Annotated in this window: 22 protein-coding genes; 16 read left to right on the top strand and 6 right to left on the bottom strand. The window is 71.6% G+C overall.

Annotation, left to right across the window (positions count from 1 at the left end; translation table 11 throughout):
• Positions 1 to 417 precede the first annotated feature (417 nt).
• From ACFU99_RS00110 to ACFU99_RS00055, 12 genes are all read left to right on the top strand, one after another.
• A complete protein-coding gene (locus tag ACFU99_RS00110) occupies positions 418 to 2,871 on the top strand; it encodes a hypothetical protein (protein ID WP_384383422.1) in 2,454 nt (817 codons plus the stop codon).
• On the top strand, positions 2,868 to 3,755 hold the full coding sequence (locus ACFU99_RS00105; protein ID WP_384383419.1) for a lantibiotic dehydratase C-terminal domain-containing protein: 888 nt from the start codon (positions 2,868 to 2,870) through the stop codon (positions 3,753 to 3,755). Before ACFU99_RS00110 ends, ACFU99_RS00105 begins: the two co-directional genes overlap by 4 nt.
• Positions 3,752 to 4,831: a lantibiotic dehydratase C-terminal domain-containing protein gene (locus ACFU99_RS00100; RefSeq protein ID WP_384383416.1), complete on the top strand. Its 1,080-nt coding sequence runs from the start codon at positions 3,752 to 3,754 to the stop codon at positions 4,829 to 4,831. The genes ACFU99_RS00105 and ACFU99_RS00100 overlap by 4 nt, the downstream gene beginning before the upstream one ends.
• Positions 4,828 to 6,192 carry a SagB family peptide dehydrogenase gene (locus tag ACFU99_RS00095; protein WP_384383413.1) on the top strand — a complete coding sequence of 455 codons (1,365 nt, stop codon included), beginning with the start codon at positions 4,828 to 4,830 and terminating at the stop codon, positions 6,190 to 6,192. Before ACFU99_RS00100 ends, ACFU99_RS00095 begins: the two co-directional genes overlap by 4 nt.
• Positions 6,189 to 7,835 (top strand): hypothetical protein, encoded by a 1,647-nt coding sequence (locus ACFU99_RS00090; RefSeq protein ID WP_384383410.1) that lies wholly within the window; start codon positions 6,189 to 6,191, stop codon positions 7,833 to 7,835. The genes ACFU99_RS00095 and ACFU99_RS00090 overlap by 4 nt, the downstream gene beginning before the upstream one ends.
• Positions 7,835 to 9,727, top strand: coding sequence for a TOMM precursor leader peptide-binding protein (locus tag ACFU99_RS00085; protein ID WP_384383407.1), 1,893 nt, complete (start codon positions 7,835 to 7,837; stop codon positions 9,725 to 9,727). Before ACFU99_RS00090 ends, ACFU99_RS00085 begins: the two co-directional genes overlap by 1 nt.
• Positions 9,724 to 10,875, top strand: a complete 1,152-nt coding sequence (locus ACFU99_RS00080; protein ID WP_384383404.1) for a cytochrome P450 — start codon at positions 9,724 to 9,726, stop codon at positions 10,873 to 10,875. Before ACFU99_RS00085 ends, ACFU99_RS00080 begins: the two co-directional genes overlap by 4 nt.
• A 25-nt stretch (positions 10,876 to 10,900) precedes the next feature.
• Positions 10,901 to 12,757, top strand: a complete 1,857-nt coding sequence (locus tag ACFU99_RS00075) for a hypothetical protein (protein WP_384383402.1) — start codon at positions 10,901 to 10,903, stop codon at positions 12,755 to 12,757.
• Positions 12,758 to 12,832: 75 nt separating this feature from the next.
• Positions 12,833 to 13,618, top strand: a complete 786-nt coding sequence (locus ACFU99_RS00070; protein ID WP_384383399.1) for a TetR/AcrR family transcriptional regulator — start codon at positions 12,833 to 12,835, stop codon at positions 13,616 to 13,618.
• Complete coding sequence (locus ACFU99_RS00065) at positions 13,615 to 14,814, top strand: amidohydrolase (protein ID WP_384383396.1); 1,200 nt, start codon at positions 13,615 to 13,617, stop codon at positions 14,812 to 14,814. Before ACFU99_RS00070 ends, ACFU99_RS00065 begins: the two co-directional genes overlap by 4 nt.
• A 488-nt stretch (positions 14,815 to 15,302) precedes the next feature.
• The gene (locus ACFU99_RS00060) at positions 15,303 to 15,737 is read left to right on the top strand and encodes a hypothetical protein (protein WP_384383394.1); all 435 of its coding nucleotides are present in this window, start codon (positions 15,303 to 15,305) and stop codon (positions 15,735 to 15,737) included.
• 40 nt (positions 15,738 to 15,777) lie between these two features.
• Positions 15,778 to 16,182: a transposase gene (locus ACFU99_RS00055; protein ID WP_384383391.1), complete on the top strand. Its 405-nt coding sequence runs from the start codon at positions 15,778 to 15,780 to the stop codon at positions 16,180 to 16,182.
• A 167-nt stretch (positions 16,183 to 16,349) separates the two neighbouring features.
• Here ACFU99_RS00055 and ACFU99_RS00050 read toward each other — a convergent pair whose 3' ends face one another.
• The 5 genes from ACFU99_RS00050 to ACFU99_RS00030 all read right to left on the bottom strand — a co-directional run bounded on the left by ACFU99_RS00050 (position 16,350) and on the right by ACFU99_RS00030 (position 21,418).
• Positions 16,350 to 17,324: a pirin family protein gene (locus ACFU99_RS00050; RefSeq protein WP_384383388.1), complete on the bottom strand. Its 975-nt coding sequence runs from the start codon at positions 17,322 to 17,324 to the stop codon at positions 16,350 to 16,352.
• 107 nt (positions 17,325 to 17,431) lie between these two features.
• The gene (locus ACFU99_RS00045) at positions 17,432 to 18,529 is read right to left on the bottom strand and encodes an NAD(P)/FAD-dependent oxidoreductase (RefSeq protein WP_384383385.1); all 1,098 of its coding nucleotides are present in this window, start codon (positions 18,527 to 18,529) and stop codon (positions 17,432 to 17,434) included.
• A 103-nt stretch (positions 18,530 to 18,632) separates the two neighbouring features.
• Complete coding sequence (locus tag ACFU99_RS00040; RefSeq protein WP_384383383.1) at positions 18,633 to 20,156, bottom strand: peptide MFS transporter; 1,524 nt, start codon at positions 20,154 to 20,156, stop codon at positions 18,633 to 18,635.
• 66 nt (positions 20,157 to 20,222) lie between these two features.
• A complete protein-coding gene (locus ACFU99_RS00035; RefSeq protein ID WP_384383380.1) occupies positions 20,223 to 20,822 on the bottom strand; it encodes a helix-turn-helix domain-containing protein in 600 nt (199 codons plus the stop codon).
• A gap of 203 nt (positions 20,823 to 21,025) precedes the next feature.
• Entirely contained in the window at positions 21,026 to 21,418 is a 393-nt protein-coding gene (locus ACFU99_RS00030) for a DUF5997 family protein (protein WP_384383378.1), read from the bottom strand.
• Positions 21,419 to 21,477: 59 nt separating this feature from the next.
• On the opposite strand from ACFU99_RS00030, the gene ACFU99_RS00025 reads away from it, so the two are divergent.
• Positions 21,478 to 22,296 carry a LysR substrate-binding domain-containing protein gene (locus ACFU99_RS00025; RefSeq protein WP_384383375.1) on the top strand — a complete coding sequence of 273 codons (819 nt, stop codon included), beginning with the start codon at positions 21,478 to 21,480 and terminating at the stop codon, positions 22,294 to 22,296.
• A 29-nt stretch (positions 22,297 to 22,325) separates the two neighbouring features.
• Here ACFU99_RS00025 and ACFU99_RS00020 read toward each other — a convergent pair whose 3' ends face one another.
• Positions 22,326 to 22,883, bottom strand: coding sequence for a TetR/AcrR family transcriptional regulator (locus tag ACFU99_RS00020; RefSeq protein ID WP_384383539.1), 558 nt, complete (start codon positions 22,881 to 22,883; stop codon positions 22,326 to 22,328).
• A 402-nt stretch (positions 22,884 to 23,285) separates the two neighbouring features.
• On the opposite strand from ACFU99_RS00020, the gene ACFU99_RS00015 reads away from it, so the two are divergent.
• From ACFU99_RS00015 to ACFU99_RS00005, 3 genes are all read left to right on the top strand, one after another.
• Complete coding sequence (locus ACFU99_RS00015; RefSeq protein ID WP_384383372.1) at positions 23,286 to 23,879, top strand: (2Fe-2S)-binding protein; 594 nt, start codon at positions 23,286 to 23,288, stop codon at positions 23,877 to 23,879.
• The gene (locus tag ACFU99_RS00010) at positions 23,876 to 24,868 is read left to right on the top strand and encodes an FAD binding domain-containing protein (protein WP_384383369.1); all 993 of its coding nucleotides are present in this window, start codon (positions 23,876 to 23,878) and stop codon (positions 24,866 to 24,868) included. The genes ACFU99_RS00015 and ACFU99_RS00010 overlap by 4 nt, the downstream gene beginning before the upstream one ends.
• Positions 24,865 to 26,553: xanthine dehydrogenase family protein molybdopterin-binding subunit (locus ACFU99_RS00005; protein ID WP_384383366.1), on the top strand; the 1,689-nt coding region annotated here is incomplete at its 3' end. The genes ACFU99_RS00010 and ACFU99_RS00005, both read left to right, overlap by 4 nt.

Here is a 26,553-nt window from a genome sequence, read left to right as displayed (position 1 = left end):
CTGAATGAACACAGTCCCGCGGCGCCCAGGGTGTGCCGTGGGACTGTGGCGTGCTCTCGCACACCTGGTTTCAGTCACCAGCTTGTTGTATTGCGTTCGACCTTGCGCCGTGGATGGGCGGCTACTAAGGTCGAAGTCGGCCACTGGATTGAGGATTTGACGTTCAATCATATGCCGCTCACGGGGGTGGGTGCGAATGCTGTCGCATGAGATCTGTCGGGGGAAGTGTCTGAGCTCGCGGCCGTTGGGGTCGAGAGTCCGGTGGGCACCGTTCTCCTGAATCGACGGATGTTTATTCTTCCGGTGGCGTGCTGAAAGCCGCTCGAATTTATCCGGCTGCGTCTTCGCGATAGTCGGTCAAACATGTTCCGAAATGCCTGATCAGCAGGCGAACCACGGCGGTGGGGGTTGTCACAGGTGGACCCTGTCCGGAATCTGTCGATCTTCTGCGGGCGGGCCGCCGTGGACGAGGTGCTCCTCGTCCGGGTGGCCGGCCTGAGCCGAGATGCGCTCAGAGGCTTCTACCACAGCGGCATCGACCAGGTGCTGGCCGAGGAGACCTACGTCCTCCGGCTATTGGACGAGTCCGCCGAACAGGCCAGCGCGGCCCTGTCCCAGGACATCGGCGCGCACACCGGACACGAACGGGCCGTGCTGGTCGCCGCACGCAGAGGAGTGCACCATGGCGACCTGGCGCAGCGGGTCGCGCAGGAGGCTGTGCCACTGATGTCCGAGCGAGCGGCCGTCGCATTCGACTCCTGGACGACCGCGCGGGACCGGCTGCACTCCCTGGGCGCGCAACTGGAAGCCGGGTGGGCGGCGGCTGAGGCGGACGACCTGCGGCACCTGCGCGACCTCTGCCTCGACCGGCGGTTCCGGACCGGTCTTGAGGCCACCAGCCGGGAGTTGGCCGACATCGCGCAGCGATGGGCCGTGGGGACGACGGGCGCGCCGCAGCGCAAGCGACTCCTCCGGCTCGCCCGGATGGCGGCCCGCACGGCTGCGAAGACCAGCCCGTTCAGCTCCTGGATGGTGACGATTCCGGCCCGCTGGGGTCGGGCAGGCGGCGAGGCGGCCCTGGAGCGGCTGCTGATCGAGTTGGACGGCGCGGTGATCGGCGCGTTGACCCAGGCCCTGCACGTGGAGCTGCCGGTGCCCGCCGAGCTTGAGGTCCGGGTCAACCCGAGTCTGGTGCGGGTCGACGGCGGCTGGCTGTTCCTCCGGTCCGGACAACGGGAGCAGACGGTCCGGGTGACGGATCACCCGGCGATCGACGCGGTGCTGCGCACCCTGAGCCCCGGGGAGACCGAGGCGGATCTGGCCGCCCGGGTGGCCGGCGGAGCGGCCCTGGTGAGCAAGTGCCTGGCCGCCGGGCTGATCGAACACCGGCTGCCCGTCGCCGACCATCACCCCCAGCCCTGGGCCGCCTGGTCCGCGTTCGCCGACCGGCGCGGCGCTGCGGACCTGTCCGCCGAACTGGCCGCGCTGGACACCGCGCTGGACGACTCCGCCGCGACCACGGAGGCCGCCGCCGAGCGGGTGGGGCGCCGGCTCGGCATCGAGCTTCCTGCCGTCAAGGCGCACGAGATGTCCGTCGCCGACGACTGGCCCTACGAACTCCCCGACCGTCCCGACGGCGCGGTGCTCGACGAACTCCACTGTGCCCGGAGGCTCCTGGCGCTGTATGACCACAAGCTGCCGGCCAAGGCGGCGGCAGGCGAGTACCTGGCCGGGCGGTTCGGCGCCGACTACGACGTGCCGCTGACTGTTGCCCTGGACAGTCTCGGCCGGGCGCGTCTCGACCCGGCGGACGATCTCGGGCGCATCATCGGGCCGACGGCGCCCCCGTGGGGAGCCGACTTGGCGACGTGCTCGGGCAGCATGGTGAGGGAACTCGGTCGTGCCCTGTCCGGGCTCACCGATGAGGTGCTCGGCCGGGCGGTGCACGGCCCACTCGCCGTGGCGGACCTGGACCGACTGCTCGACGACTTCCCCTTCGCGCACCCGAACCGCTCGGCCACCTTCTACCTGCAACAGGCCACGGAGACCGGAATCCACCGAGTGGTGAACGTGGTGCACGGCGGGCACGGCCGCGGCCGGGGGCGGCTCGCCGCACAGGCGGGCCTCGCGATCGCGGACCTGGTCCCCACCGTCGACGAGGACGTCGTCGAGATCGGCGGGTTACTGGGGTCGGCACTCAACGTGCGGACGGCCACGGCACCGCGCGAACTGCAGTATCCCGGGACCGCATCCGGCCGGCCGGACGGCGAGCGTCTGCCGATGTCGTCGGTGCGCGTCGTGCCCGGGGCGGACGGCCTGCCTGCACTCCGGGACATGGACGGTCGGGACGTGCGTCTGGTGCACCTCGGCATGGCCGCCGACCTCGCACTGCCGCCGTTCGTCCGGCTGCTGGAGCAGGTCTTCGGCAGCGCCTACCTGATCCACCCGAGCGTCGCGGTGTTCACCCCCGCGGCACCCGGTCGGGCCGGTGCGGCGCGGTCGACCGCCACTCCCCGAGTGGTGCTCGGGACCACCGCGCTGCAGCGGACCCGTCGGCTGCTGCGCCGGGAGGAGTTCCCGAGCGGGCGGGGGCCGCGTGAATCGCTGCGCGCCTGGCACCGATGGCTCGCCGCACACGGTCTGGGCAGCCGATTCTACCTGCGGGCATGGAGTTCCGCCGATCACGGCGGGGGCCGGAGCAAGGCGCGCAAGCCGGTGTTCGTCGACGTCACCAGCCCGCTGCTGTTCGCGGACGCCGAGAAGATGCTCCGCCAGGCCGAGTACGCGATCGTCGAGGAATGCCTGCCCGACCCGCTGGCCGGATCGGGACACGTGACCGAGTTCGCGGTCCAGGTGGGGGTGCGACGTTGACGACCTGGACTTCCTGGCATGTGCACCAGCACCAGGGTCAGGACCGGCTGTTGACCGAGGCGGTCACACCATTGATCGGAGCCTTGCGGGCCGAAGGACTCGTCGACCTGGCGTTCGTTCTGCGGTACTGGGACGGTGGCCCGCACGTGCGGCTGAGACTCAGCGCCCCGTCGGACACCGCGCTGGCGGAACTGGAGCGTCGGGTACCGGCCGAGCTGGGGCGCTGGTGCCACGAGCATCCGTCCGAGCGCAGCATGAGCGCCGAGGAATACACACTGCTGCGCGGCCGGATCGGCGGATCGGATGCGGCGGCCGAGCTGGTCCCGGACGGCACGGTCGTACCGGCCGCCTACTCTCCGGAGCACGAACGGTACGGCCACGGCGCCGCGTTGGCGGCATGCGAGGGGCACTTCGACGAGAGCACCCGGATCGCCCTGGACGTGCTCGCGGCGACCCCGTCGGCGGCGGCCCGGGACTCCCTGGTCGTCCTGGTCCTGGCCGGCTTCTTCGCGGCGCGTGGGCCTACGACCGGCGCCGACTGGGCCCGGCGCGTCCGGGATGCCGGCCTTCCGCCCGGTACCCGGCTGGACCTGGGCCGGATCGCGCCGCTCCTGGAGCGGCCGCCCGCTGCGGCCCAGCGCCTCACCCGATCGCTGGAACGGCTTGAGGCCGAGCTGCGCGCCGCTGCGGAGGACTACCGCCCGCCCGCCCTCGGATTCGGCGGCGTGACGTTCGCTACCGCCGATGCCAGGGACCCGATCGCGACGCTGGACATCTGCATCCACCTCTTCGTCAACCGGATAGGAGTGACGTTGCCCACGGAACTGATGCTGCGCGCAGCACTCGCACAGGCCCTTCTCGTCGAGACAGGAACAGACGCGTGACCGGCACACAGCAGCGGGTCGCGACCCGAGACGACAGTCGTCTCGCGGACTGGCAGGGGATGTTCGCCTACCACGACGAGAGCAGGTGGAACCCTCTGCTGCTCGGTCCGCTGTGGGAGTGCGCCGAGGCCGCGGAGCAGGCCGGCTGCCGGTTCCGGCTGACCCGGGAATGGCAGCGTGGACCGCATCTGCGCCTGGGGGTGCGCGGGCCCGTCGATGCCGCGGCCACGGTGCGGGAACAGATCGACCGGCGGCTGCACGGGCTGCTGCGCTCCACTCCGTCGACGCGGACCGTGACGCTCGCGGATGTCCGGGACCGGGCGCAGCAGGCCGCCGACCGTGCCGGCGTCGAGCTGTGCGAGGACTGGCTGGTGGACAACTCCCTCACCTGGGTGGCCGGGCCCCCCGAAGGGATGTGGGGTGCGGATTCCGAGGTGCGGGCGTTGCTTGAGGAATTCCACTACGCGGCGAGCATGCCGGCGCTGCGGCTGCTGCGCGCCGCTCCCGCGGATCGGCTCGGACCGGCCCTCGCCGACCTGATGGCGGTCACGGCCCAGGAGTTCGGCCGGGACGGGCTCATGTCCGCCGCGCTGTCCTTCCGGTCGCACGCCGAGGCGTATCTGAACCTCGAGGCCGCGCCGGACGTGCGCGCGACCTGGGACGCGGTCGCCCGCCGTTCGGCGTCGTCGCTGCGCCGCAGGCTGCTAGCGGTGGCAGCCGGCCCGGACCGGCCCGGCTACGTCCGGGACTGGTTGGAGGCGATCACTCCGGTGGTTCGGGCCGCCCGGCAGGCTCAGTCCCGCGGCGAGTTCGCGCTGCCCGCGGTAGCCGACGGTTTCTCGGCCGAGCTGACCGGGCGCAGCGCGTTCCACCGTGAACTGGCCGGGTCGGCCCGGTGGGAGGAGGTGCGCTCCTCCGGCTGGTTCCTGACCTACCGCTTCGCGATCAGCCTGCTCTATCTCCAGCTCTCTCGGATGGGCGTGGGACCGGTCGGCCGGTACCGACTGTGCCACCTGCTGGCCACGGCCCTGGCGGAGAGCGAAGACCCGACGACCACAGAGGGAGGCGACCGGTGACCCCGGCGCAGGACATTGCCGCACAGCGGACCGAGCGACTGAGGAGGGGCGTATTCAGCGCCGAGCGCGGCGGGCGCACCCACCTCATGGCCTGGCCTCACCACGTCAGCCTGCCCTCCGGCGCGTCGACGGCGGATGTCGTCGCGCGGCTTGCCGGTACGGGGCAGCCCGCCGACGCGGAGGATCAGGTCACCGAACTGCTGCGGCGAGGCGGCTGGCTCGACGAGGAGTTCGCCGACGACCGTGGGGTCGCGTTCGTGGTGCGGCCGCTGAGGGCCCGTGGGCCGGCGCCCGCCGCCGAGGGGCGGCTCGACCTGTCCCGGTACGCGGTCATCCGGGCCGAGCACGGTGCTCTGATCTTGGAATCGCCCCTGGCCAGCGCTGAGATCACGCTCCATCGGCGGGAGCTGCTGACGGCCGCGCTCGACCCGGGGTCCGACTCGGCATCGGCGCCCGGCGGGCTCGCCGCTGCCCTCCATGAGCAGCTCGCGCTCGCGGGCTTCCTGGCCGACCCGGAGGGCGAGCAGGCCCAGGAGTTGCGCTACCGCCAGTGGTCGCCGCACGAACTGCTCTTCCACGACCGCAGCCGCCTCGGATACCGCGGGTACGTCGGTGACGGGTTCGGCGGAACCTGGTGGGGCCGCGCGGCGGGCTTCGAGCCGGAGCCGGCCGCCCCGCCGCCCTACTCGGGGGCCCGTGCCGGACTGGCTGTGCCGAACTTCACGGACCGCCGGCTGAGTGAGGGCTCGTACTTCGAGGTGTCCGAGGGGCGTCGGTCGGAGCGGGAGCACGATGAGGAGTCCCCGATCGCAGTCGATCAGCTCGGTGAGCTGCTGTACCGCACGGCGCGGGTGCGGCGGGTGCGCGAAGAGGACGGGGTGGAGTTCGCCAGCTCCCCGCGGCCTTCGGGCGGTGCGGTGTACGAGCTCGAACTGTATCCGGTGGTCAACCAGTGCGCGGGGCTGGACAGCGGCTTCTATCACTACGACGCGCACCGGCACGAGTTGGAACTCGTGCAGCCCTTGGCCCACCCCGCGGTGCGCCGGATGCTGCGCGTCGCCTCACAGGGATCGACGACCGGTGACTTCCCACAGGTGCTGTTGGTCGTGGCAGCCCGGGTCGGCCGGGTGATGTGGAAGTACGAGGGGATGGGATACGCAGTGGTGTTGAAGAACACAGGGGTGCTCTACCACGCGCTCGCCGGGACGTGCAGCGCCATGGGACTGGCCGGTTGTCCCCTGGGCACGGACGATGCGGTGGCCTTCACCGAGGCGACGGGCCGTGACCCGCTCGTCGAGGTCAGCGTCGGCCAGTTCATCGTGGGATCCAGCCTCCGCCGGCATGGGGAGCAGGGCCGATGAGTGCTCTCCTGCGGCTGAACGCCTACACGATCGACTTCGAGGGCAAGACCCACGGGCTGTCCGAGTCCGGTCCGCTGGAACTGTCGACCGGCGTGTCCGGCTGGATCCGCCTGGTGTCCTCGTGGGTCGACCAGGGCCGGGACGTGGAGCAGGCGGCCGACGAACTCAGTGGCGCGCGTGCGGCGCAGGCGCGCCGGGTGCGGGATGCGATGGTGTCTGTCGGAATCCTGCGGCAGCCGGGCGTGTCCGGCGAGGTGGGGTTCGCGGGCGAGAGTGCCGAACTGGAGCGCGCGGTGGAGCGCAGCGGATTGTCGCTGCCCGCCGTGGTTCTGGGAGCCGGGCCCCTGCGCGGCGACTGGTTCGAAGACGTCCGTGCCGTGGCAGGGACGGGCCGTGCGGGCGTCGTCCTCTTAGCCGAGGAAGTCGCGGTGGTCGTCGGGCCGATGGACGCCGAGCAGCTCGATGGGGTCGTGGCCGCCCTGCGCTGCGGTGACCTGGCCGACGGACGGCCCCACGCCGCAGCGGTGCGGACCGCCGCGGCCCAGCTGGTCCGGCGGGTGGCACTCGGGTCCGCAGAGGTATGGAGCGGCCTGGCGGTCACTCGGGAGGAGACGACGCACTGGCGGGCGCTGCCGCACCCGTGGCGGCCCGCGTCGGCGGGGCCGGTGGCCGAGCTGTTCGACGAGCGGGTGATGGCGGCGGTCGACCCGGTTCACGGCGTCGTGCGCGAGATCGGTGAGGACGACCTGCCCCAGGTGCCCCGGCACCTCGCCCGGGTCCGGGTCGTAGGCCGGGCCTCGATACGCCCACTGGACGTGGAGATCGTCGCGGACGGATCCGACTACGAGCAGGCCCGGCGACGGGCCGTGCTCGCAGCCCTTGCGTTGCACCTCGAATCGACGCTCGATCCGCGCGCCGTGGTCGACGCGGCCGGGCGGCCCGTCCTCACCCCCACTACCGATGACCTGTCCGCGCTGCGCGCTGCGACGGACCAGATCGCCGACAACCCGGCGGGCCGTTTCCTGCCCGCCCGCCGCCTCGCGGACGACGGCCCGGTGCTGGTGCCGGTCGACCGGGCATGGCGCTGCGGCGCCGCTACCGGGCCGTCGCTCGGCACCGCTGCGGCCGAGGGACGGGAGGAGGCACTCACCGCAGCACTGCTCGACCTCGTCGAGACATGGGCGGTGGACGCACCCGGCCCGGTCGTACGCGTGGAGGACGGCGAGGGACTGCCGGTCGAGGTGCGCGAAGCGCTGGACCAACTGCTGGTGAGCGACCGTATGGCCTGGCTCGGCCTACTGCCGGAGGAGACGGTCCCGACCGCGGTGGCAACCACCCGCCACGGAACCGTGTACGGCCGAGGCGCCAGCCACGCCGCCGCAGCGGTCCGCGCGATGGAGCAGGCCGTGCTCACCGACCAAGTGCTGATGCACGGCCGTGCGGACCTCGCGCCGCGAGCCATGGGCCAGGCACTGCCACTGCCCAGCCGGGCAGTCGCCCTGCCCGGCGCGCCGCCGCTCACTCTCATGGCCCTTCGTCACGCGGTGGCGCTGCGCGCCCCCGACGCGGTCGTGGTCGATCTCGACCACGACCCCGGCATCGCCCAGCTCGGAATCTCGGCAGTGAAGGTGGTAGTGGACTGATGACGGAGATACTGACGAACACCGCCGACGACGCGGCGGTACAGCCCGTATTCCTGTCCCGCAGCCTCTCCGACGCACTCGCGGACCTCGATGTCGAGGTACTGGCAAGCGACAGTTGGCAGCTCCCGGCGGACGGGCCGGACGACCGCGCGTGGCTGAGCGTGCACTCCGAGGTCGATCAGGTGGTCGTGGGGCCATTCACTCGCCCGGGTCTGCCGGGCTGCCCGCACTGCCTCGACCTGCGGCGGCAACGCGTCGACGCGGGCAAGGCGTGGCTCGCCCCGCTGCGCGAGCAGCACGCCGCCCGGCTCGCACAGGATGTGCCGAGGCTGCTCGACGAACTCGCCGCTCAGGTGGTGGCCGAAGCGGCTGCCGCGCTGGTGGAGGACGAGCTGGCCGCCCCGGACGACCGGCGCCTGGTGACGGTGGTCGATCTGGCCACCTTGACCACCATCCGCCACCGCTTCCTCCCCGACCCCTTCTGCCCGCACTGCGGAGTGCTGCCGGAGGACACGGCGGAGCTGGCACAGCGCGTCCTGCGGCCCGCTCCCAAGATCACGCCGTTCGGGTCGCGGACCCGGGACGTGATGGCCGAGTTCGAGACCGTCCACGATCTTTACGTGGACCCGTTCAGCGGCCTGATCCGGCACACCAACCGCGGTGCGGAGGGCGGGCTCGTGATGGCCGGCGCGTCGATGCCGCTGCGGTTCGACAATCTGGCCGAGCCCGGGTACGGCCGCAGCCGCGACTACCGGACCAGCGAGCTGACCGCGATCCTTGAGGCGCTGGAGCGCTACGGCGGTGTGGCCCCGGGGGGGCTGCGGAGCTCCGTGCGTGGCACGTGGCACGAACACGCACCGTACGCGGTGCACCCTGACGTGTTCGGACACCACCCGGACGAGAGCTACGACGACCCGACCTTCCGCTATCGCAGGTTCGATCCAGACCGGCCGGTGTGGTGGGTGTGGGCGCACTCGTTCGCCTCCGGGAGCGCACACCTGGTGCCGGAGGCCCTGGCGTACTATTACTGCCACCGACTGCGCGGCGACGATCCGGTATCCTACTATGAGGTGTCCAACGGCTGTGCCCTCGGCTCCTCCTGGGAAGAGGCCACGCTGCACGGACTCATGGAGACGGTCGAGCGCGACGCCTTCCTGTGCACCTGGTACACCCGGACCACCTCGCCGACCATCGACCTGGATTCGTGCCACGACCCGGCCGTTCCGCTCCAGGCGGGCGCGATCAGGTCGAGCACCGGGTACCGCATCCATGCCTTCGACATCACCACGGACTACGGGATCCCGGCCGTCTGGGTGATGGCGGCTCACCCGGACCGGAAGGGTCCCGCCCTGCTGTGCACCGCGGGAGCTGGTCTGAACCCGGAGCGGGCACTGCTGAACGCGCTGAACGAGCTGGGTCCGATACTCAGCGACGTGATCAGACGCTACCCGAACGAGGAGGACCGGGCCGCAAAGATGGTGCGTGACCCCTACCAGGTCGTCACCATGCCGGACCATTCGGCGCTCTACGCGCACCCCGACGCCGCGCACCGGCTCGATTTCTTGTTCGGTGGGCCCACCATCGGCATCGACGAGGTCGGCGGGCCGAACCGGCTGCGGCCGGACCGCGACGACCTCACGGTGGACCTGCGGGCCGCGGTCGAGCGGGTCGGCGAGGTGCTGGTGGTCGACCAGACCACCCCTGAACACAGGGCCGGCGGATTCAGCTGCGTCAAGGTCCTGGTCCCCGGCGCGGTGCCGATGACCTTCGGCTACCGCAACCGGCGGGTCGACGGGCTGCCCCGGCTGCTGAGCCTGCCGCGGCGACTCGGCCGACTCGGTGCGGACCTGACCCTGGACCAGCTGAACCCCGACCCCCACCCGTTCCCGTGAGGTCCGGGACCGCGGCCGGATTCCCGGCCTTCACCGAACTCGATGGCGCGGGGTGGACCAGGCTGGTGCGCTGGCTCGCCGACGCGCGACGCCACACGCCGGTCCTCGAACTCGACGGAATGCACCATGTGTTCCGGGCCGAGGACGTGCGCACCGTACTGGCGGACAGCGCGCTCTTCTCCTCGGACCGGACCCGGATGATGCCGCCCACGGCACAGCTCGGGCGCGGCAACCTGACCATGATGGACCCGCCGGACCACACCCGGATGCGACGGTTCGTCAACCAAGCCTTCACACCCGCCTCGGTCAGCGGCCTCATCACGGCGATCGACGAGATCGCCGACGAGCTCGTCGGCAGCCTGGTGCCGGACCGGTTCGACCTCGTCCACGACCTGGCCTACCCGCTGCCGATCCGGGTCATCTCCAGGTACTTGGGGCTGCCCGAAGGCCAGATCGACCGCTTCCGTACCTGGTCCATCGGATTCAGCCGCGGCGACGCCGGGCAGATGGACGCGATGCACCGTTACCTGGCCGAGGTAGCGCGGCTGAAGCGAGCGCGGCCAGGGCGAGACCTGATGTCACGCCTGGCGACCGCAGAGGTGGACGGCGCGCCGGCGACAATCGACGAGATCGCCTCGCTCACCGGCCTGATCCTCCTGGCCGGGCACGTCACCACCACCTCGCTGATCGCGGCGGCGGTCCACCATCTGTGTGTCCAACCGGTGTCGGACGCCCGGGTCCGTGAACACGACCAGGTCGACGACCTGGTGCTGGAGGCATTACGGGTCAGGCCCGCCTTCGCCCAGGTGACCCGGAGCGCCACCGAGGACGTCATGCTGTCCGGTACCACCGTGCCGGCCGGCGCTCTGGTCTCCGCATGGATCCTGTCCGCGAACCACGACCCGGAGCTGAACCCGGACCCGGAGCCGTTCCTTCTCGACCGGTCAGCCCGCCGCCACTTGTCCTTCGGCCACGGCGTGCACTACTGCCTCGGCGGTCCGCTGGCCCAGCTTGAGGCGACCGCCGCTGTTCGCGCGGTCATACGCCGATTCGCCCAGCTGACCATCCTCGCTCCGGTGGAGTTCCACCCGCTGCCCACCCTCGCCATCCGGCGGCTTGAGCTCCAAGGACGGACCTGTGCCACCTGATCCCTACCCGAGAATGCTCGCAGGCGTGCACGCGATCGCGGCCCGGGAAAGCACGCTGCTGACCACCCGTACGGGCTACTACCGGAGCCCGGCCGAACTGTATCCGCTGATACACCGCCTCGCTCCACTGCTGGACGGCAGGACCGCGGAGTCCACCCTGTTGGCCAGGGTGCCGGAGCCTCGACGCCGCGCAGTCGGCCGATGTCTGGACTACCTGGCACACCGTGGTGCGCTGCGACGTGAGGACCAGCCTCGGCCGGAGGGTCTTCCCGACCAGTTGCTCGCCGTCGCCGACCTCGCCGACGACGCGCCCTATGCACGTTGCTCGGCACTGCTCGTCGCCGAGGCCTCGGTCCGCGCACCGGCGGACTGGCTGCCGGTGCTGGATACGCTCCTTCGTCGGCTGTCGGTGCAGGCCGAGCTGTCCACAGCCCCGGGCATTTTGGTCCGGATCGGTGAGACCGCGGTGGCTATACCACCCGACGACGGATGGTTGACGGAGCCGGTGGGTACGGTCGAGCGGGCCGTCGTCGCCGCGGCGGCCGCCGCGGAGGCCGTGGGCCGTTTTCTCGGCCGCCCCGCCCAGCCGCTACCGGGCGTTCGGAATCTGCCCGGCCTTGCCCGCAGCGGCCCCCGGACGAGCCCCGACGCACCGCTGCTGGATCAATGGCCGACGTCGCAAGACCTGCGGGCACTTCTGCTCGACCCGTCCGCGCTGCTGCCGACCGGCGAACTTGTCTGTGAACGGCCTGCGGCGATTCGTCCGCTCGAAGCCGGTACGGGGCCGCGCTTGCCCGGATGGTTGCGCGCCGTGCTGCGGTGCGTGCACGTCCCGCTGCGCTGGGAGTCGGGGTCTCTTGCGCACTCCGGTGGCTGGGCGCACCGGGGGATCGCCTCTGCGCGGGGGTTCTACCCGATCGAGCTCTACCTCGTGACGGATATCGGAGCCTGGTACGTCGAGCCGGGGGAGCTGCGGTTGCTCCCGGTGTCCCGTACCGGATCCGAAGGGGCAGGCCCGGCGGGGCCGGGCTCGGGGGCCACCCTGGTACTGACGGCACGTGAGACCAAGGTCTCCTATCGCTATCACCGGTACGCGACCCGGCTGTGCCTCCAGGAGGCGGGGCTGGCCCTGGCGGCGATCGGTGACGCGGCCCGGGCAGGGGGCATCGGCGTCGGCGAAGTGGTCGAGATGGGCGCACGGGGCCGCGGCGGGCCGTGGGGAGAACTGCTCGACCTGGGAGCGGACGAGCGGCCGGTCGGCCGGGTCATGCTCGATCCACCGCAGCATGCCGACGATCTGTCAGCGCTCGACCGGCACCTGGAGTTGGTTCGGCGCCGACACTCCGGACACCGGGTGTTCAACGCCCTGGGCGCGGACCGGGTCGGCCGCCTCGGCTCGGTGCCGGCCGAGCTGGCAGCGGCCGCGGACGACACTCTCAGGTCATACCTGGTCGTCCACCGGCCATGCCTCGACGACACGGGCGACCGGTGGGAACCGGGGTGCTATCGGGTCACCGGGCAGGGGCTTGCGACGGTCCGCGCGGGCTCGGCGCCCACCAGGCAGCTCCAGCGTGGCCAGGACGCGATGGGCTGGCTCGCGCCGGACTACGCCGCCGCCTCGGCGACCGCGATCATCGCGGCTCCGGTCGGCGAGGTCACCGCCGACCTGCAGCGGCTGCACACGGCCACCGCCGCCGCCGCGCGGGTCGCGCACCGGGTGCTGCTCAGAGCCGCGGCGGCGGGGGCCGCAGGGCGCATCCACAACGGTCTGCGCGGCGATGTGGTCGCGGCAGTGACCGAGGACGCGCAGCTCGCCCCGCTGTTCCAACTGATCGTCGGGTGTCCGGGTCCCGACGGCACGATCAGCGTCGATCTCGGATAGACGGGGACAGGGCGCATTCGCCGACACCACACGCACCACATTCACGGGGAGTACACGATGTTGGGGGAACAGACGATGTCGATGACCATCCGCCAGAGCCCGGTCCGGCCGCTCGGCAACACGATGCCTGGTCCGTTATGTCCCGGGCAGGGGGGCGGCGCCCCTCAACGTCGCTCAGCCCGGGTTCTCGACGCCATGGTCGATCTCGTACTGAAGATCGGGTACCCGAAGGTCAGCGTCCAGGACGTCGCCGCGAATGCGGGGATCGGCAAAGGGACGGTGTACACGCACTGGAACAGCAAGGAAGACATCATCGACGACGTGCTGGTCCGGGAATTCGACCAGGTCCACGACCAGTTCATCGCCCACCTGTCACATGACCGCAGGCTCGCCAGCCTGCACGCGGCCGGCTGCGTGCTCTACCAGCGTGTCATGGCCAATCCGGTGCTGCGGGCCTACAACACCCGCGACATTCGCGCCCTGGGCGCCCACGTGGCCCCACTGGTGAATCCGGATGTCCTCGGGATATCACTCGCGTCCGTCCTGGTACGACAGGAGTACCTGGAGCTGCTGCGCAGGAACGGTCTGATCCGGGAGGCCGTCTGCTCCGAGGAAGGCCAGCTGTCCATCGAAGCCGTCGTCAACGGCTTCGTCGCGCGACCGGGCGCCGCAGAGGATCCGAAGGAGTGCAAGGCGACCTCTCGTCTGCTGGCGACGGTGCTGCGCCGGGCGTTCGAGCCCGTCGAGCCGCCGGCGCCGGAGAACCAGGACCGGATGGCCGCGGAACTGCTGGCGCTCCGCCCGTTGCGGTCCGGGACCCAGATGCGGCTTGCCGAGGCGCGTATGGCGGGCGAGCGATGACGGACCTGCGGCTGCCCCACTGGGCCCCGGCCCTCTACGAATCCCTGCACCGCACCCCCGAACTCGGGTTCCAGGAGCATCGCACGGCCGGGATCCTCGCCGATGCGCTCAGCCGGGAGGGCTTCGCGGTGACCCGGGGGATCGGAGGAACCGGCCTGGTGGCGGTGCTCGACCGCGGTCCCGGACCCGTCGTCGCGGCGCGCGCGGAGCTGGACGCCCTGCCGGTCCAGGAGCACACCGAAGCCGCTTTCGCCAGCGAGGTGGAGGGGGTGATGCACGCGTGCGGGCACGACCTGCATCTGGCGGCGCTGGCCGGGGCGGCCGCACAGCTGGCGGCCTGCCCGGAACTGCCGGGCGGACGGATCGCCCTCGTCCTGCAACCCGCGGAGGAAACGGGAAGCGGTGCCGCCAGGATGGTCGAGGACGGCCTGGTCGAAGCCATCCCGCGTCCTGACGTCCTGCTCAGCCAACACGTCTCGGCCATGGCACCGGTCGGAGTGCTCGCCTCCACTCCTGGAACGGCGCTCGCCGCAGCGGACACCCTCACCGTCACGGCACATGCTCCGGGCGGACACACCAGCTCCCCGGATTCCGGCCCCGACCTCGTGCTGTTCGCCGCGAATCTCACTCAGCGCCTGCACACCGTGGTGGGCCGTGACGTGCCACCGTTCGAGCAGGCGGTGGTGTCCGTGCCCGCGCTGGAGGCGCCGTCCGCACCGGGCCTGCGCGCCCCCGGTGTCTCCGCCAGGGTGAACATTCGTACCTTCGCGGAACGCGTGCTGGAGCCGATTCTCGACCGCATCGAGTCGGTCGTACGTGCAGAGGCCGCCGCAGCCGGACTCGTCTTCGGCGAGGACGTCCGGCTGACCCACGACAGCCGGGTTCCTCGGGTGGAGAACACGCCGCGGGTCCGTGACCGCCTCGCCAAGGTGCACGAGAGCCGGCTGCCGGTGCGTCATCTCACGGTCCCGCCCGCCCTCGCATCGGACGACGTCAGTGTTCTCGTCCAGGCCTTCGGGAGTCCGTCCGTGTACTGGTTCGTCGGGTCCGGCGAACCCGGTGGCCGGCTCGGCCCGGTGAGGCCGGCGTGCCACACCGACGCGTACCTCCCCCACCGGGCGACCCTCGCCGTCGCGACTGCTGCGATGCGCGTGGCTCTGCTGGCCGGGCTGGCCGGTGACCTGGACGCCGACTGACCCGTACCGTCCGCAAACTGAGGAGCCGACGTGGGCGTCGCCTCCGCGCGCAGCCTTCAAGAGCGAGTACACCCGCAGCCGCGCTTTCGCCGCCAGGGCCGAGGCCAGTCCCGCGGTCTTCGAGTACATCGACGGATTCCATTGCGAGACGCCGCAGGGTTCCGTGGCAACCTGACGCCCTGAAGATGCCCCACAGGAGGGAGACGACGCGCTGACCGATCACTACAAGATCTCTCTAGCGTTGGCCCGGTATAAACGCACACGGTCATGCGCGCGATGCCTGGTATCCGGGATCAGGCGGTGTGCCGACGGCTCCGTCAGAACGGCCCAGCCTGGTAGTGCACCCTCGCGCCTGGACACGGTTCTCGGACCGCCTGGCAGCCGTGGTGTCCGGGCGAGAGCTCTCGGGCCTGGCTGCCGGGACGGACGCCGCGATCCGCCTCAACAGCACCCGTGGCTATCTCGCGGACAGTGACGAGAATCAGCGCATGGCCGACATGCTGCGGCGTCGTCCTTGGGACTTCGGAGCGGTCGGCGATCCGCTCGTTCCCGGTGCGGATGCGGTGCTGTCACGTGCCGACGGTGGCATCGAAATGTCCGGTGTCGAGTGCATCAAGGGCTTCCAGCGGTTGGTCGTCCTCGCGCATGTCATGAGAGAGGTCTCGGGGGTGCATCTCGACCATGCGAATGTTCGGGTCGAGATCGTCATGGGAGCTGCCCGCGCGCGCATTAGGCGGCTGAGCGAGGAAGCCGGCGATTACGTCAACCTGACCCACCCTCAGGACCGCCTCTCCCGCTGCCCGCATCTGAAACGTATCGCAGGGGAATTTCGGACCGAGGGAGAGTTCTTCGACCACCGCCGGGCATTGTCACCGGGCGCGGCCGCACCTGGGGACGTCGCGGGACGCCCGTGGTGCACGTGACCGCGGCGGGCACCGAACGTGTCTCGCTCGCCGCGCTGCTGTGCACCCGCCCCGGCTGATCTACCGCACCCTCACCGACCACGGCCCGCCCAAGGGCCGCCGAAAGGGCTTCGCCGAGACCGACTACGCCGGCCTGCTCGACGGTGCCCACCAGCAGCTCGGCGGCCCGATCGCGGTGGTCTGGGACAATCTCAACACCCACCGCAGCACCAGAATGCAGCAGCTGATCGCGGCATGGGAGTGGCTGACCGTCTGCCCTGTGCCGCCCTGCGCACCGGAGTTCAACCCGGTAGAAGCGGTCTGGGCACACCTGAAACGCCCCCTGGCCAACCTCGCCAAGCACGACATCGACCAGCTGACCGCCCTGGCCAAGACCCGGCTCACCCGCATGCAGTACCGCCCCGACCTCCTGCACGGCTACCGGACTTCAGCTTTCCCCGAGTAACCCCCGCCATTAAAGATCGCTGGAGACGGCTACGGGCGCTCGAATCTGGAATCCGATCGCTCTCCGACAGTGTGTTCAACCGGCGCGGTGTCCCGTCTCGATCTGACGCTCTCAGGTGATGAGGACGGGGCTTCCCTGCCGCAGTCGCTCGGTGACATCTGGCCAGGTCAACGGGTTCGCCCACGCGATTTGAGGGTTGTGATGGGAAGTTGCGGGGCGCGTAGTGCAGGTCCGCCGTAGCCCGCGACCTTGCCGAAGCGAGAGGTAGTTACCCAGTCCGCGCGGGCCTGTGCAATATCCTGGTGAGAGCGGCCGACGAAGTTCCACCACATGACGATCTCCTCGCCGAACGGTTCGCCGCCGAGCAGGATGAGGCGGGCCGGGCAGGCGCCGTCGTTGGTCAGGGTGAGGTGCGGGCGGCCGGGGGAGAGGTAGCCGAGTTCGGCCTGGCGCAGGGGTGTGCCCTCGGCCGTGACCGTACCGCTGTCGACGAGGACGCCGTGTTCGAAGGAGCGGTACGTGTCCAGGGACACGGCGGCCCCGGCCGGCAGGGTGATCTCGGCTCCCAGCAGGGGCGTGAAGACCCGTACCGGAGAGGACTGGCCGCACAGCTCGCCGAGGAAGACCCGCACGGTCGCCTCCCCGTGCTCCACGGGGTCCGGGACGTGGTGCTGGAAGTCGCGGGGCGCGTCGCGGTGGGCGTCGGGCAGGGCGAGCCACAGCTGTACCCCGTGGAGGACGGTGGTCTGCGGAGTCGACACCTCCGAATGGCAGATGCCCCGGCCGCCCGTCATCAGATTCAGTTCGCCGGGACGTACCGTCGCGTGCGTGCCCAGGCTGTCCCGGTGCTCGATCTCGCCGGTGAACAGCCAGCTCACGGTCTGGAGGCCGGTGTGTGGATGGGGTGCGACGTCCATGCCTCCGGTGACGGTGACGTCGTCGGGGCCGTAATGGTCCGCGAAGCACCAGGCGCCGATCAGCGAGCGGGCGCGCTGGGGGAGGGTGCGGCGTACGGTCATGGCGCGCGGGCCGCCGAGCGGAACGGCCCGGGGAGTGAGGATCTCCACTCCGGCGGGCCGCGACCCGGCCGCCGTCTCCTGGGCGCACCGGATCTCGACGGGGTGGGTCTCGGCGTTGCTCATCTGCTGTCCATTCGCTCTCTGCCGTGGGGCGGCTGCCACCATCCATGACCACCCATGATGGTTCTACCATCAACCATCATCCGCTGTGGCTCGGCGCACGGCCATGCTCAGCGCAGCGGGTCGTACGCCGCCAAGTCGATCCCCGGATCGGCCTGGCGCGCCAGCCGCGCCGCGACCGAACCCGCGTAGGGCCCGATCGTCAGACCCGACGCCCCCAGGCCGTTGGCCACGACCAGCCCGGGGACCTGCGGCACGGCGCCGAGCAGCGGCAGGATGTCGGGGCCCATCGGGCGGAACCCGATGCGGGTCTCCACGTGTGTGGCGCCCGCCAGCCCCGGGGCCACCGCCAGCGCCTCGCTGAGCACCTCCGCCATGCCCGCCGCGGTCACCCGGTGGTCGAAACCGGCGTCGTCCTCGCGGGTCGCGCCGACCACGATCCGCGAGTCGTCGAAGGCCAGGAGGTAGTGCGGCGTACGCGGCAGCACGACCGGCCAGTCCGCGGTGTCCACGCCGGGCAGCCGCAGGTGCATGATCTGGCCGCGCTGCGGCGCGACGCGCACCCGGACGCCGATCGGTTCGAGCAGCCGCGGCGACCAGGCGCCCGCCGCCGCGATCACGGCGTCCGCGCCGAGGAACTCGCCGTCGACCCGCACCCCGCGGACCGTGCCGTCGGCGACGATCGCGGCCGTGCCGTCGACGATCCGGGCGCCCCGCCGGACCGCCGCGCGGCGCAGCGCATCACGGACCGCGCGGCCGTCCAGGCGCGCCGCCCCCGGCAGATGGACGGCCGGGCCCTCGTGCGCGAGGGGCGGGAAGAGCTCGCGGGCCCGGCGGGCGTCGATGAGCTCCGGCTCCCCGGCCGTCGGGGACTTGGCGGCGCGCTCGGCCACGCGCCGCAGCGTCTCCTCGGACTCGTCCTCGGAGACCAGCCGCAGCGAGCCGACCCGCCGGTAGCCGAGTTCGGTCTCCCCGTCGGCGGACAGCGACGCCAGCAGTTCCTGGTAGTGTTCCGCCCCGGCGACCGCTATCCGGTGCCAGTCCGGGTCCTCCACCCGCGAGGACCACGGGCAGACGATGCCCGCCCCGGCCGATGTCGCGCGGCCCGGGGCCAGCGAGTCCACCAGCACCACGTCCGCTCCGGTCCGGGCCAGCTCGTAGCCGGCCGACGCACCGACGATCCCGCTGCCGACGATCACCACTCGCATGTCTCGCTCCTCCTGATCCGGGTCTGATCTGGGTCTGACCGGGTCTGATTCGGTTCTGACCGGGTCTGATTCGACTGTTCTCTTCACCGTGCGGCGGTGTCTCTCACCGCACGCCGTCCATGCGTCGCCGTATCCACGGAGATATCAGGTGCATGACAACACCGGTCGCCATCACCGCCGCCCCCACCCCGGCGAAGTAGGCGACCTCGGTCGTCGGGCGGTAGAGCTGGACCAGCTGCGCGTTGATGCCGCCCGCCGCGGCGGGGGCCAGGAACCACAGGCTCATCATCTGGGCCAGGAAGGCCCGCGGCGCGAGTCTGGTGGTGGCCGAGAGGCCGACCGGCGACAAGCACATCGACCCGCAGATCACCACGGCGTAGCTCGCCACCAGCCACCACGGACTGGCGAGCGCGTCCACGCCGTGCAGCAGGCCGGGCCCGGCCATCAGCACGAACGAGGCGCCGCCGAGCAGCAGTCCGGTGGCGAACTTGCGCGGTGTGGCGGGCTGGCGGTTCCCGAGAGCGAGCCACAGCCAGGCGAAGGCCGGGGCCAGGACGAGCGTGGCGACCGGGTTCAGAGACTGGAACCACGAGGACGGCACCGCGTGCCCGAAGATCTCCAAGTCCGTGCGCTTGTCGGCGAACCGCGCGAGCACCGAACCCGTCTGTTCATTGACCACCGAGTAGCACACCGCGCCGGCGAACAGCGGGATGTAGGCGATCAGCCGGGACCGCTCCACGGCGTCGGTGTGCGGGCTGCGCAACATCATGATCACGTACGGGACCGGCAGCGCCACCGTGAGCACGGTCACGGCGGTGATCAGGGCCCGGACGGTCAGGTTCCCGGTGCACCCGAGCGCCACGATCGCTGCCGCCGCCGCTCCCGCGCCCATGGCCGCCCGTACCGCCGCCCGGCGCCGCTCACCGGCGCGCAGCGGATTCGTCGGTACGTCACCGGCATCGCCCAGGCGCGCCCGCCCCCGAACGTACGCGAGCAGCCCCGCCGCCATGCCGACGGCCGCGAGCCCGAAGCCGAGGTGGTAGTCCACCCGCTGGCCGAGGGTGCCCACCAGATACGGAGCGATGAAGGCGCCCAGGTTGATGCCCATGTAGTAGAGGGAGAACCCGGCGTCGCGGCGGGCGTCGTCCGGTGCGTACACCTCTCCCACCAGGCTCGACACGTTCGGCTTCAGGAGCCCGGTGCCGAGGACGATCAGCACCATCGACACCAGCAGCGCGAACACGCCGCCGGGCAGCGCCAGGACCAGATGCCCGCACATGATCAGCAGGCCGCCCAGCAGGACCGCGCGGCGCATGCCCAGCAGCCGGTCGGCCACCCAGCCGCCGAGGACGCCGGACATGAACGCCAGGGCGCCGTAGATCGACACCAGCGCCGACGACGTCGGCTCGTCCAGCCCGAGGCCGCCGTCGGCGGTCCGGTCGTACAGGTAGTAGAGCAGGATCGCGGACATCCCGTAGTAGGAGAACCGTTCCCACATCTCGACGAAGAACAGTGTGGCCAGGCCGCGGGGGTGGCCGAAGAAACCTCGGTCTCGGTCTCGGTCTCGGTCCCGTTTCCGTTTCCGGTCTCGGTCTCGGCTCGGGGGAACCGTCGTCGACTCGCTCATGGCCGCCTCTCGGTGAGTGGCGTGTACCGGCAGCAGTGAGGTGAAGGGGGTGTCGGGGAAGCGCGGTCAGTGGATCGTGCCGTCGGGGCGTCGCAGCAGCGGGCGGTCGACCGCCCAGATGACCTCGGCGATACCGGGGCCGCGGTTGTGGACGGCGTGCGGGACGCGGGATGTGAAGTGGATCGAGTCGCCGGCGGCCAGCACCGCGGTCTCGTCCGCCAGCGAGAACGTCAGCTCGCCGCGGAGCACGTAACAGAATTCCTCGCCGTCGTGCTGGGTGACCGGCGACGGCTCGGCGGTCGGGTGGACCTTGGTGGCCAGCACTTCGAGGCGCTGGTCCGGCAGGTCCGCGGTCAGCACGCGGTGCTCGCGCTCGCCCATCACCACGCGCAGGGCGTCCGGCGCGTCGCGCCGGGTGATCGCGTACGCCTGTCGGCCTCGGCGGCCGGCCGTGCCCAGCAGTTCGACCGCGTCCACGTCCAGCGCGCTCGCCAGCGCGAACAGCGAGGTCAGGGAGATGGAGTTGATGCCGCGTTCGGCCAGCGAGAGGAAGCCCGCCGACAGCCCGCAGTGTTCCGCCAGGTCCCGCAGGGTCAGGCCGCGCTCGGTGCGGATGCGCTTGATCTCCGCCCCCACCAGCCGGGCCGGACCGTCGGCTTCGACCACGTTTCCGTCCCTTCCCTCGGGTACCGAGAGTTTAGGCACACCAAACAGAAGCCTTCAATACTTAACCACCCATCGATCTTTCCTCCCGCCCGGACGCGCCGCCCCTACGCGAACACGCCCGGCCGGTGGCCGGGCGTGCTGGTGGTGCTGGTGCTGGTGGTGCGGACGGCCGTATCGACATCACCGTACGGCCGGGCGGGTGGTCAGCTCTGGGGCTCCTCGCGCTCCGCCCGCTTGGCCTTGATGCGGACGTTCTCCTTGCGGACCTCGGCCTGGGTGGCGCGCTCGTGCTGGAGCCACAGGGGCAGCTCCGCCTTGAGCGCGTCGATCTGCTCCGTGGTGAGCGCCTCCGTGACCCCGCCGCGGGCGAGACCCGAGATGGACACGCCCAGCTTCGCCGCGACCACCGGCCGGGGGTGCGGGCCGTCGCGCCGCAGGTCCAGCAGCCACTGGGGCGGGTCGGCCTGGAGGGCGTTCAGCTCGGTGCGCGAGACGACACCCTCCTGGAACTCGGCGGGGGTGGCCTCAAGGTACACACCCAGTTTCTTCGCCGCGGTCGCGGGCTTCATGGTCTGGGTGGTCTGGTGCGACGTCATGGTGTCAAGGGTATCGATCGTGTGCGCTACCGCCGACCAGGAGCCGGTAGCCTGACCCGGTGACCGGCTCCCAGACACCTCCTTCCTTCCAGCTCGCGTACGTACCGGGGGTGACGCCCGCGAAGTGGGTGCGGATCTGGCGCGAGCGGCTGCCGGACGTTCCGCTGACCCTGGTCCAGGTGACCGCCGCCGAGGCGTGCGGGGTGCTGCGGGACGGCGGCGCGGACGCGGGGTTCCTGCGGCTGCCGGTCGACGGCGCGGACCTCAGCGCCATCCCCCTCTACACCGAGACGACCGTGGTCGTGGTCCCGAAGGACCACGTGATCGCGACGGTCGACGAGGTGTCCGCCGCGGAGCTGGCCGACGAGATCGTGCTGCACCCGCTCGACGAGACCCTCGGCTGGGAGCGGCGGCCGGGGCAGCCCGCCAAGGACCGCCCCGCCACGACGGCGGACGCCGTCGAGCTGGTGGCGGCCGGGGTGGGGGTGCTCGTCGTGCCGCAGTCGCTCGCCCGGCTGCACCACCGCAAGGACCTGACCTACCGGCCGCTCACGGACGCGCCGGAGTCGCGGGTCGCGCTGTCGTGGCCGCAGGAGAAGACCACGGACCTGGTGGAGGACTTCATCGGGATCGTCCGCGGCCGGACGGTGAACAGCACCCGGGGGCGGGCCCAGGCCGAGGCCCAGCAGGCGAAGAAGGCCAAGCGGCCCGAGGGCGACGGCGCGCGCCGGAAGCCCGCGGGCGGCAAGCCGGCGGCCTCGGCCAGGTCGGGGGCGGGCAAGCCGAAGGGCGGCAGCGGCGGAAGGCCCGCGAAGGGAAGCAAGGGGAGCAAGGGAAACAAGGGGATCAAGGGCGGCAAGCCCCGTCGGCGGTCGTAGCCGCTACGGTCGCGTCCTCCGCCGCACCGTCATCCGGGCGCCCCGGCCCGCAGTCCGTCCATGACCAGGTCCAGGAGCCGGGTCGCGCGCGTCTGCCAGTCCCCCTGCGGGTCGATGTGCCACAGGCCGGCGATGGCGAGCATGAAGTCCTCGGGGGTGACTCCCGGGCGGATGGTGCCCGCCTCGTGGTTCGCCCGCAGCAGGAGCGTCACGGCCGAGGTCAGCGGGCCGTAGCCCAGCCCGGCCAGGGAGCCGGACCCGCTGGTGGCCTTGCGCAGTGCGTCGGCCAGACCGGCCTTGACCATCGCGTACTCGGCGAGCCGGTCCATCCACTCGCGCAGCGCGCGGTCCGGGGCGTGGGCCGCCAGCAGGTGCGCGGCGGAGTCGGAGAGCTGCTGGACCCCGTACTGGTAGACCTCCAGCACGAGTGACTGGCGGTTGGGGAAGTTGCGGTAGAACGTGCCCTGCCCGACGCCCGCCTTCTTCGCGATCGCGCTCAGCGGGACGTCGCCCGACCGCGTCAGCTCGGCCAGCGCCACCGTCAGGATGCGCTCGCGATTGTGTTGCGCGTCCGAGCGCAGCGGCATGTCTCTCTTCTCCTGCACTCGTCCTCCTCCCGGAGCCACGGCTTTCCTGTCTCACGGCTTCCCTGTCGCACGGCTGCCCGCTCGCCCGGCTGTTCGCCGTCGTCGTCCCCGCCGCTTACCGGAATTACGGGTTCCCGGAATCGCGGCTGGAACCGCCTTGTTAAGCGGACAACTGTCCGTTAGGTTTGGAGCCCAACGGACAAGTGTCCACTTAGGTCCACCTTAGCGCTATCCGCGATCGACGGCGATCGTGACCGGTCGTACTCCGGTCCTACCGTCACCGGTCGCGCCGCAGGTGGCCGGGGCGGCGAACGCCGCTCGGCCGCCCGCTCGACCACGCCGGGGCAAGGGGCCGCACCCCGATACCCCGCCGCGTACCGCATACGCGAAAGAAGGCTGATCATGGCCCTACCGACGTCCAGTGCCATCACTTTGAACATCAACGGCGAGAAGCACAGCCTGCCCGTCGACCACCGCACGACCCTGCTCGACGCGCTGCGCGAGCGCCTCGATCTGACCGGTACGAAGAAGGGCTGCGACCAAGGCCAGTGCGGCGCCTGCACGGTGCTGATCGACGGGCGACGGGCCGTGTCCTGCCTCCAGCTCGCGGTCGCCGCCGAGGGGCGGGAGATCACCACCATCGAGGGCGTCGCGGACGGCGACACGCTGCACCCGGTGCAGCAGGCGTTCATCGACCTCGACGGCTACCAGTGCGGCTACTGCACGCCCGGCCAGATCTGCTCGGCCCTCGGCGTCATCGAGGAGCACGCCGCGGGCTGGCCGAGCGCCGTCACCGCCGACGTACGGCCCGAGGCCGGGACGCCGCCGCTCACCGCCGAGGAGATCAGCGAGCGGATGAGCGGCAACCTGTGCCGCTGCGGCGCCTACGTGTCGATCGTGCAGGCGGTCGCACGAGCGGCCGGAATCGCGGCGGAGGGCGCACTCGACGCGCCTCGACAGCAAGGCGACACAGCGGAATCGGGAGCGGCGGCATGAGGGAATTCGGCTATCAGCGGGTGTTCGACGTCTCCGGCGCGGTCGCGCTGCTCGACGCCGACCCCGAGGCGCGCTTCCTCGGCGGCGGCACCAACCTCGTCGACCTCATGAAGACCGGCGTCGAGCGGCCCGCGCGCCTCATCGACGTACGCGAACTCCCCCTCGGCCGCATCGAGTCCACCCCGGACGGCGGGCTGCGCATCGGCGCGACCGTCACCAACAGCGAACTCGCCGCCGACCCCGAAGTGCGCCGCAGGTACCCCGCGCTGGCGCAGGCCGTCCTCGCGGGCGCCTCCGGCCAGCTGCGCAACATGGCCACCGTCGGCGGGAATCTGCTCCAGCGCACCCGCTGCGCCTACTTCGCCGACACGGCCCAGCCGTGCAACAAGCGTGAGCCCGGCAGCGGCTGCCCCGCCATCGAGGGCGAGCACCACAACCACGCCATCCTCGGGGCCTCCGCGCACTGCGTGGCCACCCATCCCTCGGACATGGGCGTGGCGCTCGCCGCCTTCGACGCCTCCGTCTCGTACGAAACGGCCGACGGGCCGGGGGAGCTGCCGCTCTCGGAGTTCTACCTGCCCGTGGGCGACACCCCGCACCTGGAGACCGCGCTGCCGCCCGGCGCGCTGATCACCGGCGTCACCCTGCCGCCGGCCCCCGTCGCCGCCCGCTCCCGCTACCGCAAGGTCCGCGAGCGCGCGTCGTACGCCTTCGCCATCGGCTCGATCGCCGCCGCCCTCGACGTCGAGGACGGGACCGTACGCGAAATCCGCCTCGCCTTCGGGGCGGTCGCCTCCCGGCCGTGGCGCGCCCGTACGGCCGAACAGGCGCTGACCGGGGGACCGGCGACGGCCGCCGCGTTCGCCGCCGCCGCGGACGCCGAACTGGCCGCGGCCGAACCGCTGCCCCACAACGGATACAAGGTGACGCTGATGCGCAACCTCGTCGTCGCCGTACTGACCGAACTCACCCAGGAGGCCGCCCGATGACGGTGACGACCGGAACCGCGGCGGTCACCGGGGCCGTCGGCACCGCGCGCACCCGGGTGGAGGGCCGGGAGAAGGTCACCGGAGCGGCCCGTTACGCCGGGGAGATCCCGTTCGCCGAACTCGCCCACGGCTGGCTGGTGCTGTCCACCGTCGCCCGCGGACGCGTCAGCGCCGTGGAAGCGGAGCCCGTACTCGCGATGCCCGGCGTCCTCGCCGTGCTGCACCACGGCAACGCCCCCCGCGTCGAATCGGAGTACATGACGGTCCTGGGGCCGGCCGACCCGATCCTCCAGGTCTTCCAGCACGACCGGGTGCCGCACCTCGGCTGGCCGGTGGCGCTCGTCGTCGCCGAGACCTCCGAGCAGGCGCGGGAGGCCGCGGAGACGCTGACCGTCCGGTACGAGGAGGAGCCGCACGACGTCGTCTTCTCGGCGGAGCACCCCGGCCTGTACACGCCGGACTCCTCCCAGGGCCCGCCGTCGGACACGGAGAAGGGGGACTTCGAAGCCCAACTGGCGGCGTCCGCGGCCGTGGTGGACGAGCGGTACACCACGCCCGAGGAGCACCACAACCCGATGGAGCCGCACGCGGCGACGGCGCGCTGGGACAGCGGACGGCTCGAAGTCGTCGACTCCAACCAGGGCAGCATGTTCGTGGCCCAGGAACTCGCGAGCCTCTTCTCCCTCGACGCGGAGTCGGTGCGCGTACGGTCCGAGCACGTCGGCGGCGGCTTCGGGTCCAAGTCGGTCCGCCCGCACCAGGTGGTCGCCGCGATGGCGGCGACCGTGCTGCACCGCCCGGTCCGCGTCGTGCTGACCCGCCGCCAGATGTTCTCGCTCGTCGGCTACCGCACCCCGACCGAGCAGCGCGTCCGGCTCGGCGCCGACGCGGACGGCCGGCTGCGCGCCCTCGACCACCAGTCGTTCTCCGTCACCTCGACGTTCCGCGAGTTCGTCGAGCGCAGCGCCGACGTGTCGCGTGTGATGTACGACGCCGAGGCGCACCGCACCGCACACCGCCTCGTACGGCTCGACGTGCCCACGCCGAGCTGGATGCGCGCGCCGGGCGAGGCGCCGGGCTCCTTCGCGCTGGAGTCGGCCTTCGACGAGCTCGCCGAGAAGTGCGGCATCGACCCGATCGAGTTGCGGGTGCGCAACGAGCCTGCCGTGGGGCCCGTCTCCGGACTGCCCTTCGCCACCCGCCGGCTGCCCGAGTGCTTCCGCGAGGGTGCCCGCAGGTTCGGCTGGGCGGACCGCGACCCGCGCCCCGGCGTGCGCCGCGACGGACGCTGGCTGATCGGAACGGGCACGGCAGCGGCCTCGTTCTTCGTCGGGGCCGCCCCGTCCACGGCCGCCGTGACGGCGGAGGCGGACGGCACCTTCACCGTACGGATCACCGCCGCCGACATCGGGACCGGGGCCCGGACCGCGCTGACCCTGATCGCCGCGGACGCGCTGGAAGTCGCGCCGGAACGCATCCATATGAGGATCGGCGACAGCGACTTCGGGCCGGCGATGATCGCCGGCGGCTCGATGGGCACCCGCTCCTGGTCCTGGGCCATCACCCTGGCGGCCCGCGACCTGCGGGAGCAGCTGGCCCTGGGCGGCGCCATTCCCCCGCAGGGGATCACCGCCCGGTCCAACACCGCCGAGGCGATCGCCGCGCTGGCGGCCAAGGAACGCCAC

The organism is Streptomyces sp. NPDC057654 (assembly GCF_042800135.1).
Lineage (GTDB): Bacteria > Actinomycetota > Actinomycetes > Streptomycetales > Streptomycetaceae > Streptomyces.
This window is presented reverse-complemented; position numbering and strand designations above follow the sequence as displayed.